This window comes from Bacillus cereus group sp. BfR-BA-01347 (assembly GCF_022663835.1).
GTDB classification, from domain to species: Bacteria; Bacillota; Bacilli; order Bacillales; family Bacillaceae_G; genus Bacillus_A; species Bacillus_A thuringiensis_K.
In genome coordinates, this window is the sequence record NZ_JAKUGG010000003.1 from 328,350 (window position 1) to 342,359 (window position 14,010).

Below are 14,010 nucleotides of genomic sequence, written 5' to 3' on the forward strand. Positions count from 1 at the left end.
ATACATTTGCATATCATAAAATTCATAAATAAATATTAGAAATGCTATTGAAATTTGAAATGACATCATGTATACTTCTAATTAGTTGATAACGATTATCAATATCAACTAAAAACATTACTCTTCGTTATGTTGGTCATACCCCTTTTTGACGACGTAAGTCAGAGACGAAATGTTGAAATATCTTGTGTCCTATTCTACAGAATTATGGTAATCTCCAACCTCAACTTATATGCGTGAGCATGCAAAAAGGATCCTATCCGTGAAGGGATCCTTTTTTGCATGCTGTCGCAATTATTGTATATAGACCAGGGATACGTTCTTCGATTCCTTCTGGTGCAGTAGAAGGGAAGACCCATCTTTGATGGGGCCCATGTTCTTCAACTAGTTTTTCAATTTTAAAACGTTCTTCCGCAAGTGTTGTAATGATTTCTCCTAGCGTCCAGCGACGGATGGTTGTTTTAGGTAACGATTCTTTCTGTGGTTCTGTAAGAAGGATGCTATAAGCAACATCATCTTCAATTAATTCTTCATCAAAATAATTTCCATTGGCCTGAAATGATGGGTGGTTGACTCCTAATAATTTCGTGTAAACAGGATGATAGTCACGAAGGATAAGCATTCCATCTCGCTTAAGTAAAGTAGCAATTTTTTGAAAGAGTGGTTTTAAATCTAGAAAGTAATGAAGTACACCAAGCTCCAGCAATACGATATCAAATGATTTGGAGAGATTTACATCTAGTACATCAGAAACGATGTAATGAATAGAGACGTCTGCGGCGGCAGCAAGTTCATTTGCATATTTTGCATTACTCGCTGAAATATCAACAACTGTTACGTCAGCTCCTAAAAGGGCGAGAGCAACACCTTTATTTCCTTTTGAGCCGAGTAAATTAATAATACATTTTCCTTTTGGAGATTGTATGTAAGGTAAATAATGTGCTACCTCGCGCGTGGGATCTTCCATAATTTTTTTCGCATAACCCTCCGGCGCCCCATGGCGATTCGTCCAAGCTTCATAGGCAGCTGCATTCCAGCTTTTTTCATTTATAGTGCTTAGTTGTTTTTGGTTCAATGTTATCACTCCTTTTGTGAACGTATAGGTATTCGGTGAGAGGATGGGATTTCCTTTTCTTTCTGGATAAAAGTTTGATTTTTCTGTGATTAAGTCGTACAATACTTGTTATACGTAAAAGCGTTGAAAAGGAAAAGTAGGATGAACACATTCTTTCCAGAGAGCTTCGGTAGCTGAGAAGAAGCAAGAATATTCATTTGAACAATGGCCTTTGAGCTTCGTCCTGAACTTATCAAATGATAATAGTAGGCGGCGACGAGAGTTGGTACTCGTTATCAAAACCACAGTATAAGAGCATAGAGCTCCGTACTTGTTAAGGCTAATTATGTGAGTAATTAGCGAAATAAGGTGGTACCGCGACTGTTTATAAAGCCCCGCCCTTATCTTTTTTAAGATAAGGGCGGGGCTTTTTATATTTTAAAGGAGGAATATAAGATGAGTATTTTTATTGGAGGCGCTTGGCCGTATGCAAATGGTTCGTTACACCTTGGCCATATTGCAAGTTTATTACCAGGAGATATTTTAGCGCGTTATTATAGGGCAAAAGGTGAGAATGTGTTGTATGTTTCAGGGAGTGATTGTAATGGAACACCGATTGCAATTAGGGCAAAACAAGAAGGTGTGACAGCGAAAGAAATTGCTAATAAGTATCATGAAGAATTCCAGAGATGTTTTCATGACCTAGGTTTTACCTATGATTGCTATACACATACCGCTAGCGAGCATCATCATGAAACGGTTCAAAATGTTTTTTTACGTTTATTAGAAGAAGGCTATATTTATAAAAAAACAGTGGAACAAGCATATTGTGAAACGTGTACGCAATTTTTACCGGATCGTTATGTAGAAGGAATATGTCCGCATTGTCATGAAGCAGCAAGAGGAGATCAATGCGATGCGTGTTCAGCTATTTTAGATCCACTCGATTTGTTAGAAAAGAAATGTAAGTTATGTGGTAGTGCACCATCTGTACAGGAAACAGAGCATTTCTATTTCGCGTTGCATACATTTCAGGAGCAAATTAAAAGGGCTGTAGAAATTGCCAAACAAACAGGGACATGGCGCGACAATGCGATTCAACTAACAGAGAGATATGTAAAGGAAGGATTACTAGATAGGGCCGTATCACGTGATTTACCAATTGGGGTACCAATTCCAGTAGAAGGGTATGAAGATAAGAAAATTTACGTATGGATTGAAGCAGTGACAGGCTATTATTCAGCGAGTAAACATTGGGCTGAAAAAACAGGGAAAGATGATCAAGAGTTTTGGGATAGCGAAGCGAAAACATATTATGTGCACGGAAAGGATAATATTCCGTTTCATTCCGTCATTTGGCCAGCGGTATTACTTGGAATAGGGGAAGGAGCAAGCCCGCGTCATATCGTTTCGAATGAATATTTAACAGTTGAAAAAAGAAAATTATCTACAAGTAAAAACTGGGCAGTATGGGTGCCTGACATATTAGAACGCTATGATCCAGATTCTATTCGTTACTTTTTAACCGTCAATGCACCAGAAAATCGCGATACTGATTTTTCATGGCGGGAATTTATTTACAGTCATAATAGTGAATTATTAGGTGCATACGGGAACTTTGTGAACCGGACATTAAAGTTTATTGAAAAATATTATGGTGGTATCGTGCCGAAGGGAAGTATTGAGGTAGAGCTGAAAGATAAAGTAGAAGGATTATATAAATATGTAGGAGAGGCGATTGAGCAAACTCAATTTAAGGTGGCGTTAGAGACAATATTTGATGCAGTCCGTTTTGCAAATAAATATTTTGATGAAAAGCAGCCTTGGAAACAACGAGAAGATGATCCAGTTTCGTGTGAAGAAATGATTTATAACTGTGTGTATCTTATCGCTAATTTTGCAAATCTCCTTGAACCGTTTTTACCATTTTCAAGTGAAAGGGTTAGAAACAAATTATCGATTGTGAAACGAAATTGGGAACCTCAAAATACGTTGCCAAGTAGAATTGATAGCGTGCAGCCATTATTTGAGCGAATCGATGTAAAACAAATTGAACATGAGATAGAGAAGCTGTATGGAGCGGTAACGTGAAATATAGAAAAAGACCTTTCAAGTAAATGAAAGGTCTTTTGTTATGCAGTATGATTCTCTTTCTTATCTTTCAAAAAGAAAAGTACAGCAAGGATTACAAGAATAATAGCTGCAATATCATACGTTATTTTAAATGTAGTATTAAAGTTTAAGTACTCTACGAAAGGAGTTTTCACTGCTCCTGCATATATACAAACGGGAATGAGAAGTAAATCGTAAAATTTCTTTTCTTTCATATATCTTATTAGGAAGAAGATACACATAATAGCAAAAAATACGATGCTTAAAATAGTCATTTATACCTCCAGATAAATTCTGCATTTTTTTCAAGCGCTATGCACGCGATTATGTTTCCTTGCTTTCCTAGCTGTAAGCAGCTGGGGAGTGAAAATCCCAATCAATATAAAAATAATTCCAATCCACTGCATGAATGTTACGACTTCATGTACAAGTGTAATAGAAGCGATAATAGCAGTTGGTAATTCAGCTGCACCTAATATTGTACCGAGTCCTGTTCCAACCTTTGGTACACCGATTGAAAAACAAATGACAGGTACAACAACGCCGAATAATCCGAGGAAGAAAGCATATTTCCATAGACCGGCTTGCAGGGCACCATCTGTTAAAAAGGTTGGCGGGAAGAATAGACATACAATAAGAGTCGCACTTGTTGTCATAAGAAAGCTTTTCGTATAAGGCGGAACATCGGTAGCAACGCGTCCGCTTGCAAAAACATAGAATGAAAAAGAGACGGCAGCTAATAGTCCAAATATAATCCCTTTCGTAGAAAAACTTTGTCCGAGGCCTTCAAATACACCACCTGCAAACAATGTACCAGCAAATAAAATAAGGATAGATATGATCTTATCGCGGCTTGGAAATGTTCGATTTGCAATGGCTTCGATAATGACACCAATCCAAGTGAACTGAAAGAGTAGGACGACAGCGATAGATGCGGGTAGTTCTTCTACAGAAATAGCGTAGAAAATCCCCGTCATACTCATTGTTGTTCCGACGGTTAGTAATGAAAAGAATTGTTTTTTTGTTACTTTATGACGTGAAAAGAAAAGAACGAGTAGAAGAAGTCCAATCCATCCGAAGACATATTGTCCTCCTAATAGTTGATGTGCTGAAAATCCATTTAGGAATCCGAGTTTGAAAATAGTTGAAAGTATGCCGTAGCTGCAAGCACCAAATAAAACGAGCAAGGAATATTTAAACTTCTCCATAAAAAATCCTCCTTTTAAGTAATAAAAAACGCCCGCTATCCAAATAAGGATAACGGGCGAACGAAACAGAGTAAGATACTCTACAAAATTCCGCCACTCACACATGAAGTATGAGTTTGGGGTATGTAATTATAGTGAATGTTACATTGCTTTTGGGAATACAATGGAGCATTTTACACCTTGAGCTGTGTTTTGTATCCCATAAGGAAACTGATGTTTATCTAATATTTGTTTCACGATATATAATCCAAGACCACTACCTTGTACTAAACCATGTTTGCCAGGGTTTGCGCGATAGAAAGGCTCAAATAAATGAGCAAGTTTATCTTCATCAATTTGCGAACCTGTATTTAATACTTCTAATGCATAACCGTTTGGTTTTTCATAAAGTTTTACATATACATGCTGATGGTCAATTGTGTAATGAATTGCATTTGAAATGATGTTAAAAATAGCAGTTTGAATAAATGTAGGATCAGCTAAAACCTGTACATCTTGTTTAATGTTAGATTGAACATTTAATTGCTTTACAGATACGAAATAATCTACCTTCTTCATAACGTCCTCAATAATGTTAGTTAATGAGATAACTTTTAAATCTGGTTTAAATTGAGGGTTCTGTATTTTGGATAATTCCGACATTTTTTCCGTTAATATGTTAATGTCTTGCATCATTTCATAGGAACGTTTTAAATATTTATCTCTATCTTTATAAGCTCCAATCCCGTGAATCATGCCATCTAGCTGTCCCATAACGGCTGCGATTGGTGTTTTTAATTCATGGGATACCATAGACATAAATTCTTTACGAGATTGCTCTAATTGTTTTTCCTTTTTGAGCTCATTTCTTAAATCTTGATTGCTTGCATGTAAATTCTTCACAATATTTGGTACTTGTGAAGCGGCTACTTGCAAATTAAAATCTGTTTGATCTGTATTTTTGTTAAGTAGCTTTTTATCTGAGAAATCAAGGTTCATAATATCTTTTAAAGCATCGCTCATATATTGAAAAGGTTTGGCAATTAGTTTTGTATAAATTAAAGATCCGAGTAGTGATAATGCAAGCATTGTCGCGCCAATATGTGGAGCTAATTGCTGCAACGCATCTGCTAACTTTGGATTATCATTTGTATCATTTGTTTTACTTGCTGCATTTTGTGTATGTAAGGCATCATTATTAGCAGCTTTCTTTTCTGCTTCTATAGGCAGATTAGAAGTGCTATTTTTCCCCGAAAGATTTTGTGTATGTTCTTTTGCCTTTGCAGTTTGGCTAGGCTGCAAAAGGTGATTGATAGCCGTAGAAAGAGATTTATAATCTATAATAGAAGATTGGAAATTAGAAATGCTCCCCTTTGATACAGCTTTATTTTGCGTCGTTTTACTTTCGTCGTTTTGCTTATCTGAATCGGCCTGTTCTGTAGTCGGCGTTCCATTTTCTTTTGCAAAACGTTCTTTATCGTAGTTTGAAGCTAGAAAGTAAATCATTTGATAAAGACAAAGTGATAAAAGAATACAAAATAATAAGGTTTTGATGAAAATATTTTTGGTGATGTTGTCTTTGCTACGATTCGATTTTGTAGCCAATGCCTTTCACCGTTTTAATATAAGGAATTCCTAATTTTTTTCTTAAGTTTTTAATATGTGTATCTATAACTCTTACATCACCATAATGTTCATAGCCCCATACCTTATTCAACAAATCACTTCTTGATAATACTTTTCCTCGATTTTGCAGTAAAGTATAAATAATTTCAAATTCTTTTGTTGTCAATTCAATTTGATTACCATGAACATAAGCTGCATATGCTGTAGAGTTTAACATCAATTCATGGAATTGTAGTATAGTTGCAGCTTCTGCTTCCTTCGTTGCTGCCCTTCTTAATACAGCCTCTACACGCTTAATAAATACAGTGTAATGGAACGGTTTCGTAATATAGTCATCAATACCTAATTCAAATCCTTTAATTTCACTTTCTTCATTATGTAAGCCTGTTAACATAATGATTGGTACATCAGATTGTCCTCGCATAATTTTACAAATACTATAGCCATCTATATCTGGTAACATTACATCGAGGAGGACAAGATCGTATGAATTTTTTTGGAAAAGAAGAATACCTTCTGTTCCAGCACCAACTACATCAACGGTAAAGTTTTGTGCCATTAGAAATTCACGAATAAGTTCTTGTATATCTGGGTTGTCTTCAATCACCAGTATATGCGTCATAGTAACACCTCCTAAATAACGCTTTTTACTGCAATATTCGAATTCATCATTTTTCGAGTGACTCAGATTGTTTATACATATAATAAGCCCCCGCTATAAAATAATCATGAAGGTAGCAAGGGGAATAGTTTAGTGTTACTGAATAGTTCAGAATTACAGTAGTTCTATTATAGTATGTATTATAAAATTTATAAAATATTATAACTGTATAATTTTAATATCTACGTTTATCAATGTTTAGACATTAGCTAATCAAATCTATTCCTATTATATATGTAAATACAGTTGTTTTGCTACTGTAAATGAATAAATAAAATAAGCCAAGACATAAAATTCTTGGCTACACATAAATCTTGTTTTTAGGCTATTTTACAGTGACGGTAGCTTGCTGCTGAACGCGCTCAAATAACCAGTGTATATCATTGTTATACATACGAATACAACCAAGTGTTGTCCATTTGCCGATTGCTTGATTATTGTTAGTTCCGTGAATCGCATAAGTTGTTCCGTAAGTTCCTGCCATATTTAATCCAAGCCAACGGTCACCAAGTGGATTACGTGGATCGCCGCCTTTAATTTTGCCTGTATAATAAGGGCGGTTTTTAATTTTATTTACGATTTGAAAAGTGCCTTTAGGTGTAGGTGTTGCTGCTTTTCCAGTAGCGACAGTAAAACTTTTTATAAATTTTCCATCCTGATAATAATCCATTTTATTTAACTGAGTATCTACGATTAATTGATCTTTCGTTGTAGCTGCCTCTGTGCTAGCGAATGGAAGAGTTAAAAATCCTAATGATAATAGTGCGCTTAATAATAATTTTTTCATTGTTATTCTCCTTTTACTATCGTAATAGTCTTACATACAATGAAGTTGTAATCCTCGTAATGCTTTATTTACATTTTCATCTAATGTTTCAAAGAATGTAGTGATTTTGCTGTTATGTTTGTTGTTATCAATAAGTAATCTTTCATTTAATAAAAGCTCACCACGTAGTCCAAAACTTTGAACTTGAATATTTAGCTCATCTTCATTTTCAGAAATGATTGGTAAGAAATAGTGAAAAGCTTTTGTTGGAATGATGTAGCTTTTGCCAATCATGCTTTCTTGATTTGAATTAATCCATTTTTTCGTGACAATTTTAATATTCTTTTTTGAAACGATAAAAGATAGTGTTGTAGATTTTGTTAAACTTACGTCAAATTCACTTGTTTCACATATTTGTAAATTAAAAACGGTTTCATTTTGATGAGATTCAACATTTGTATTAATAAAATCGTGCATTTTATATGCTTCCATTTCGTATTCACCCTTTTTTCAATTTCGAAAAACGACTTATATTTATTCAAATTAATGCTTAGTCATATATTGGTTAAATTTTTCAACAAATTCCGATATAATCTTACAATACGTATATGAAGCTAATATGAAGTTAGCATGAGTTTGTGATGGTTTTTTATTGAGAACAAAATAAGAGAGGTTTTTTAGTGCTAAAAAATGGATGAAATCTGCATGTTATTAATGTACCTTTTCGCTATTTCGACTTAAAAAATGATTTTTACTATTTAATAAAGAACGAAAATCATTAGTGTGACCCTTACAAAAATGTAATAAAAATGTAAGCTATTGTGATAGTTATTTCGACAATTTTTTTATACAATAATAGTAAGAAGTTGTACGTGACTGAAAGGAGAGATGACATGGAATGGATTCATGAATTATTTCAGCAATACGGGTACTATGTTGTACTTGTCGGCTTGCTGTTAGAATATATTGCACTTCCGTTTCCGGGAGAGCCAACATTAGCATATGCGGGATTTTTAGCACATAAGGGTGATTTAAGTTTACCGATTTTAATTATTCTATCCTTTATTGGGACAAGTGTAGGAATGACGATTCAATACTTTTTAGGAAATAAATTAGGTATGCCTTTCATTCAAAAGTATGGAAAATACGTATTTTTAACACAAAGAAAAATTGACTTAACGAGAATGTGGTTTGATAAGTATGGGTACTTCTTAATTTTTATTGGTTTCTTTATTCCTGGTGTACGTCATTTCACAGGATACTTTGCAGGAATTATTAACTTACCATTCCGTCGTTTTGCCATTACAATTTACTCAGGTGCTCTATTTTGGGTATCATTCTTCTTAATTGGTGGTTACTGGTTAGGTGGCAACTTACATGATATTTTTGGGGCGCTAGAAGGTCACATCGGTAAAATCATTTTTGGGGTGATTGTGATTGTAGCGGTTACGTTAGGTATTCGTTTCCGTAAGCAGTTAAAACGAGTATTACTACAAAACGCAAGTTAATATGAAATCCATTCTATGTCAAAATTTTGAAAGGCAGTGCAGACGCACTGCCTTTTTTATTTTATGTTCCAGTTTATTTTTAATTTTCCTTTTAACTGGTGTCCGCTAACTATAATGTAGTAAGTTCCGGTCTTAATTGCTGCGAAATGGTATGTATTAGGGCCGACTGAAGCTAAATAATTTTCTTCCTCTTGAAACTCACTAGCCATTTTTACGTCTCCCATGTAGCCATCTGGATTTTCAGCTTGTGATTCAATGGTGAATTCTAATATGTCACCTCGTTTTAGCTCAATGGGGACTTTATGTTCACCACTAAAATGTTGAAAAGATGCTTCGAAAGAGTTATCTGTTATTGTTTCGACCCATTGCTCTTTTGATGTTCCAACCTTTTCTAAATCAATAAAGTTGATTGTGATAAATATAATAAGCATAATGCCTGGGACGACATATTGTATCCACTTAAATTTTGTTGCTATAACTATACATAAATAGAAAAAAAGAGAACATAATGCTCCAATTGATCCGAGGTACAAGAACTGTGTTAGACTAGCTTCTTTAAATATTAGGAAGGGAAGAAAAAATAAATAGCCGCAAAAAATATAAAGGAATAATGTCTTTAGTCTTGTATGTGTTTTTAATTTCAATTTATCGATGCAAATAGAACAAAAAATTGCATATGCAGCAAGAATAGGAACGAAGGGAACATATAGTAGTTCGCGTAATCCAGTTAAGAAACTATATAGTGTTGGTTGACTAGTTGTTAAGAGAAGCGTGCTAATAAGTAATAATAACAAGAAAGCTGCTGTAAGCTTAGTAAGAATGTAAGAAAAGGTAGATGTTTTCTTCATATGGAATCTCCTTTGTTTAATATTTCACATTCATTATATAGGTTATTTCTATCATAAGATATCCTTATTTTTGTCAATTATCATAGTCGTAATGACAATTATAATTGACAAAAATAAGGATATTATTTACAATTTTAATTAAATAAATGAAAAAGAGGGAAGACATGAAGCTTCAAAATCGAGTGAGGGAATTGCGAGCAAAGCATCGTTTATCACAAGGGGATTTAGGGAAAGCGATTGGATCATCGCGGCAAACGATTAGTTTAATCGAGCGTGGGGATTATGCGCCATCTATCGTATTGTCGTTAAAAATCGCAAAAATTTTCAACGTATCGGTGGAGGAAATATTTACGTTAGTAGAGGGGGAAGAGGACGATGAAGAGTAAGCAAAAAAAACAATTTGATTCTGTAGGGAAAATAGCATTAAGTATGCTGGGTGGTTTTTTAACGTCTTATATAGCTTTAAATTTACTCTCGGATGAACCGAGAAAATTATCATCCAATACATTTATAGGTATATGTACTATTTTTGGAATCTTAATGATGTACTACACTTGGAAGAATACACGTATGTTAGCAGAGGCACGCGATGAAGAAGAGAGCGTGCAAGGCAGAAAATTAGGCATTATAAGTATATATTTACGTGTAGGTGATATAGTTACGCAGGCATGGTTTGTATATGCAGTTATTACATGTAGACGTGCACTGTTGCAAGATACAAATGTTTCATTTGCGGTGTGGAATTTAGTAGCTTCTATTGCTTGTTTAACTACTGTAGTAATTATCGGACTCATAACAAAAAATCGTTATAATAAGCTATATCCTGAACAAGGTGTAACATATATGGAATCTATGAAAATGTGGACGAAAAACGCAGATGAAGGATTAAAGCACATTGTGCATGAGGCTGGATATAAAGCATATGAATTTACGAATACAATATTGGCATATGTATGGTGGGCTGCTGTTATATATACAGCTGCTAGTGATATCGATTTTGTGTTAATTGGTTTAATCTCATTTATTTGGATATTGCATCTCGGGAAGTTCATGTACGAAATGCAGAGAAAAATGATTTATTAAGGGGAGAAAAAGGTGGATATTTTAAGAAGGCCAGCTGGCTCAATGACAGTGGCGCTAATTCTGTCCATTTTATACGGAGTAATCCGAACTGGGAAATTAGAAGTAATTTTGAACCTGTGGGCAATAGTTGGGATTGCATTGTTAGTGTTAGCCATTCATGAGCTAGGGCATGTAGTATTTGGTGTAATAGGTGGTTTGACATTTAAATTTATAACAGTAGGACCCATTACTATTCAAAAAGAAAAAGGAAAATTACGCATTCGAGAAAATAAATTATGGGCGTACTTTGGAGGCGTTGCAACATTAGTACCACCTTCTATAGAGACACCGAATCTTTCGAAAAAATGGGCTTGGCTCACTTTAGGTGGACCGATTACGAATTTACTATTTGGTATTACTTTTGGTTACATATACATGGTAAGTTATTATCAATATCTTTTATATTTTTCCTTTTTCCATTTTGCAATCTTTGCGGTTACAATTGTGCCGATAAAAGGAACGCTTATGAGTGATGGGATGCAATTTCTTATTTTAATTAAAGATGATGAAAGAGCTAGAAATCATTTATATGAGATTCAAATATCGAGTGAGTTATTTAGTTATAAAAGACCGAAAGATTGGGATGAAAGATTAGTAGAACTTAGTGAGGAGAAAATAAAAGAGAATAAAGAGATAAGAGAGATAATGAGTAGACTTATGCTTGTCTTTTTTGCTCGTGCAGATCAAGAGGGAATGGAAAGAGCGATACCGCATATAGAACGAATTGTTCAACTACCTGTAACGAAAGAAAATAAGTTTTTCGTTAGTAGTTTTCATAGTTGGTACCTTTTATATAAAGCACTTTATGAGATGGATAGTCTTTCTTTGCAAGAAGCAAAGGAACATGCAAAGGCCATTACAAAAATGGATCTAAACGGATATTACCGTACAAAAGGAATTATTAAATATTTAGAGGGCGATATGGAAGCATCCCGTACTTATATGAGGAAAGCTGATAAAGAATTAAAGAGCGCCGAGAAGAGTGAAATGGGATATTTACAATTAGAGAGAGAATGGTTTGAGCAGCTAAAGAAGAGGGTATCTTACGATGGGTGAGGTATCCTCTTTTTTCTATGTCATCTTATGTCGTTCCATAAACAGCCTAGGGCGAGTAAAATAAGATAAGAAGAGCGCAGCTTGGAGGAAGTAAATATGGAAATTTTATCAATTATTTTGATAGTCTTGCTCATTTATGTTGTTTTTAAAGTGGCATATGTAGCATTAAAGATACTCGCGATCCTATTAATTATCTTTTTAATCGTAGAGTTCGGCAGTAAGTTGCTTGGGGGATAGGGTATGTTGTACGTTTCGAGTGTCGAAGATTGTCGTTAAAACGATATTTTGTGCCGAATCGTTGATATAAGTGGAGAAACGATCGATATATTTGAAAAATCGTTGATATATTTAAGTGAATACGAAGTGGGGTATGTGGAAAAGAAGTTGCCGTTGGGTAGCTTCTTTTTATTGTGGTGACGGGGTATAGAGCATAAATAGGTTGCCGAAAATTGTCGGTAAGTCGATATAATGTGTCGAACCGTCGATATAATGAAAAAATCGCTGATATAAGTGGAGAAATCGCCGATATATTTGGAGAATCGCTGATATATTACGGTAGATACTAACCGGGGTATGCAAACCAACATAAAAAAGCTGGAAGAATTCCTTCCAGCTTAAGAGTTACTTTCAATTTGGCGACCGCTATCTTCTTCATTGTCTTGTAATAGGTTGAATACGTCTGCTAAGCAGAATGCAATGAACCAAGTCCATAGACCGTGGAAGAAAGCTGAGCTTAATTGAAGTGGTAATGTATAGTTTGTCATTGAGTAGGAAATACATCCACCAACGATTCCAATCATTGTTAATAACATTGTTTTTTGAGCATTTTCTTCTGGATTGAAGAGGAAGTAAATGTATCCGCCTAAAATTGAAGCGCTTACAAGTGTTTCGATTCCATTAAAAATGATATTCTCTCCAAGCTGAGTGTTTGTCCAGAAGCAGATTGTTCCGCCGATAATAGCAAACAGGACAGCTATTGTATATCGTATATATTGATTCATATGTTCATCTCCCTATGTAATAAGATGATTTGGAAGTCAAAAAGGTAGGTATAGTATATTGAAGTGAGTTTTAATTGTACGTATCTTTTTATAAAAAGATCATTGAAGAGTAACTAAGATGATCGGTTGTTTAAACCGTTACGTGTATGGTGTCTGAAATATACCCGACTGCTCGTTTCTTTTTGCTTGTAAAATAAGAGAAACTTCCAAGTCTATATACTCTTTTTTTGTGAGTCTGCTTTCATTATAACACATTTAGGGACATAATGATAGAATTATCTGATTTTGTAATAAGTGTAAAAAATAAAAAGCGCAAGGAAATACCATTAACGGTGCAGTTTAGTGGAAGAAGGACTTTAATTTATTATGATGAAATATGTAATCAAAGTGAGATCTAAGAATGAGGCTTAAATACTATAAAAAATGTTTTATAGCATGAATGTAAGGGAGGAGAGCTAACTTGGAGTTCACAACAGAAAGATTAATAATTAGACCTTTTAAGAGTACTGATTTACAGGATGTATTTGCTATTTATAATAGTGATGATACATGTAAGTTCCTATTACATAATAAGTGGACTCATGAAGACATGCAGAAAAGATTTAATAAGAAGCTAGCAAATAATGTACTTACTAAAGAATCAATATTAAGTTTGGCAGTTATATATAAGGCTAAAGTAGTTGGTGATTTATCCGTATGGTACACAAATATGAAAGACACTGTTGAGATTGGTTATAGTTTTTCAAATGAAGTAGCTGGGAGAGGTTTGGCAACAGAAGCAGTAAGTAGTTTAGTATTGAAATTATTTAATGAATGTAATGTACATCGTATACAGGCTAATCTTGATGCACGTAATACAGCTTCACAAAAATTGTGTGAACGAATAGGCATGAGAAAGGAAGCACATTTCATACAAGATTTTTGGAATAAAAATGAATGGACAGATAGTATTGTATATGGAATGCTATCCTCCGATTTGTAGTAATAAACTTAGTGATTTTATTATGCTAAAAGGTGCGTTAGTTGAATAACAAAGGGCATAACATATTATATATGACTAATATGTTAT

General features: G+C 34.3%; 16 protein-coding genes and 1 other annotated feature. Of the genes, 7 read left to right on the forward strand and 9 right to left on the reverse strand.

The window, feature by feature from the left end; all coding sequences use genetic code 11:
- Nucleotides 1–256: 256 nt before the first annotated feature.
- Nucleotides 257–1,075: a class I SAM-dependent methyltransferase gene (locus tag MR143_RS07690; protein ID WP_001072236.1), complete on the reverse strand. Its 819-nt coding sequence runs from the start codon at nt 1,073–1,075 to the stop codon at nt 257–259.
- A 114-nt stretch (nt 1,076–1,189) separates the two neighbouring features.
- Nucleotides 1,190–1,460 (forward strand) — a binding site (T-box leader).
- Nucleotides 1,461–1,510: 50 nt separating this feature from the next.
- Between MR143_RS07690 and metG the strand changes: the two genes are divergently transcribed.
- Complete coding sequence (gene metG, locus MR143_RS07695) at nt 1,511–3,145, forward strand: methionine--tRNA ligase (protein WP_000021581.1); 1,635 nt, start codon at nt 1,511–1,513, stop codon at nt 3,143–3,145.
- A gap of 41 nt (nt 3,146–3,186) precedes the next feature.
- On the opposite strand, the gene MR143_RS07700 is transcribed toward metG, so the two are convergent.
- From MR143_RS07700 to MR143_RS07725, 6 genes are all read right to left on the reverse strand, one after another.
- Nucleotides 3,187–3,441, reverse strand: coding sequence for a hypothetical protein (locus MR143_RS07700; RefSeq protein ID WP_000154129.1), 255 nt, complete (start codon nt 3,439–3,441; stop codon nt 3,187–3,189).
- A gap of 30 nt (nt 3,442–3,471) precedes the next feature.
- Nucleotides 3,472–4,374, reverse strand: coding sequence for an EamA family transporter (locus MR143_RS07705; RefSeq protein WP_000410490.1), 903 nt, complete (start codon nt 4,372–4,374; stop codon nt 3,472–3,474).
- Nucleotides 4,375–4,515: 141 nt separating this feature from the next.
- A complete protein-coding gene (locus tag MR143_RS07710; protein WP_000201969.1) occupies nt 4,516–5,958 on the reverse strand; it encodes a sensor histidine kinase in 1,443 nt (480 codons plus the stop codon).
- Entirely contained in the window at nt 5,936–6,601 is a 666-nt protein-coding gene (locus MR143_RS07715; protein ID WP_000148833.1) for a response regulator transcription factor, read from the reverse strand. The genes MR143_RS07710 and MR143_RS07715 overlap by 23 nt, the downstream gene beginning before the upstream one ends.
- Before the next feature lie 364 nt (nt 6,602–6,965).
- Nucleotides 6,966–7,427 (reverse strand): L,D-transpeptidase, encoded by a 462-nt coding sequence (locus tag MR143_RS07720; RefSeq protein ID WP_000735062.1) that lies wholly within the window; start codon nt 7,425–7,427, stop codon nt 6,966–6,968.
- A 30-nt stretch (nt 7,428–7,457) separates the two neighbouring features.
- On the reverse strand, nt 7,458–7,898 hold the full coding sequence (locus MR143_RS07725; RefSeq protein ID WP_000388768.1) for a DUF3978 family protein: 441 nt from the start codon (nt 7,896–7,898) through the stop codon (nt 7,458–7,460).
- 401 nt (nt 7,899–8,299) lie between these two features.
- On the opposite strand from MR143_RS07725, the gene MR143_RS07730 reads away from it, so the two are divergent.
- On the forward strand, nt 8,300–8,914 hold the full coding sequence (locus MR143_RS07730; protein WP_000454751.1) for a DedA family protein: 615 nt from the start codon (nt 8,300–8,302) through the stop codon (nt 8,912–8,914).
- Between the two features lie 56 nt (nt 8,915–8,970).
- On the opposite strand, the gene MR143_RS07735 is transcribed toward MR143_RS07730, so the two are convergent.
- The gene (locus MR143_RS07735; RefSeq protein WP_000753815.1) at nt 8,971–9,762 is read right to left on the reverse strand and encodes a hypothetical protein; all 792 of its coding nucleotides are present in this window, start codon (nt 9,760–9,762) and stop codon (nt 8,971–8,973) included.
- A 164-nt stretch (nt 9,763–9,926) separates the two neighbouring features.
- Here MR143_RS07735 and MR143_RS07740 point away from each other — a divergent pair, with 164 nt between their 5' ends.
- The 4 genes from MR143_RS07740 to MR143_RS07755 all read left to right on the forward strand — a co-directional run bounded on the left by MR143_RS07740 (nt 9,927) and on the right by MR143_RS07755 (nt 12,177).
- Nucleotides 9,927–10,148, forward strand: coding sequence for a helix-turn-helix transcriptional regulator (locus tag MR143_RS07740; RefSeq protein WP_000776161.1), 222 nt, complete (start codon nt 9,927–9,929; stop codon nt 10,146–10,148).
- Entirely contained in the window at nt 10,138–10,845 is a 708-nt protein-coding gene (locus tag MR143_RS07745; protein WP_000837683.1) for a DUF3169 family protein, read from the forward strand. The genes MR143_RS07740 and MR143_RS07745 overlap by 11 nt, the downstream gene beginning before the upstream one ends.
- A 42-nt stretch (nt 10,846–10,887) precedes the next feature.
- Nucleotides 10,888–11,940, forward strand: coding sequence for a site-2 protease family protein (locus tag MR143_RS07750; RefSeq protein WP_002164230.1), 1,053 nt, complete (start codon nt 10,888–10,890; stop codon nt 11,938–11,940).
- Nucleotides 11,941–12,036: 96 nt separating this feature from the next.
- On the forward strand, nt 12,037–12,177 hold the full coding sequence (locus MR143_RS07755; protein ID WP_000404758.1) for a DUF3985 family protein: 141 nt from the start codon (nt 12,037–12,039) through the stop codon (nt 12,175–12,177).
- Between the two features lie 377 nt (nt 12,178–12,554).
- Here MR143_RS07755 and MR143_RS07760 read toward each other — a convergent pair whose 3' ends face one another.
- Entirely contained in the window at nt 12,555–12,941 is a 387-nt protein-coding gene (locus tag MR143_RS07760; RefSeq protein WP_001077773.1) for a DUF3938 domain-containing protein, read from the reverse strand.
- A 460-nt stretch (nt 12,942–13,401) separates the two neighbouring features.
- Here MR143_RS07760 and MR143_RS07765 point away from each other — a divergent pair, with 460 nt between their 5' ends.
- A complete protein-coding gene (locus MR143_RS07765; RefSeq protein WP_000397304.1) occupies nt 13,402–13,923 on the forward strand; it encodes a GNAT family N-acetyltransferase in 522 nt (173 codons plus the stop codon).
- Nucleotides 13,924–14,010 lie beyond the last annotated feature (87 nt).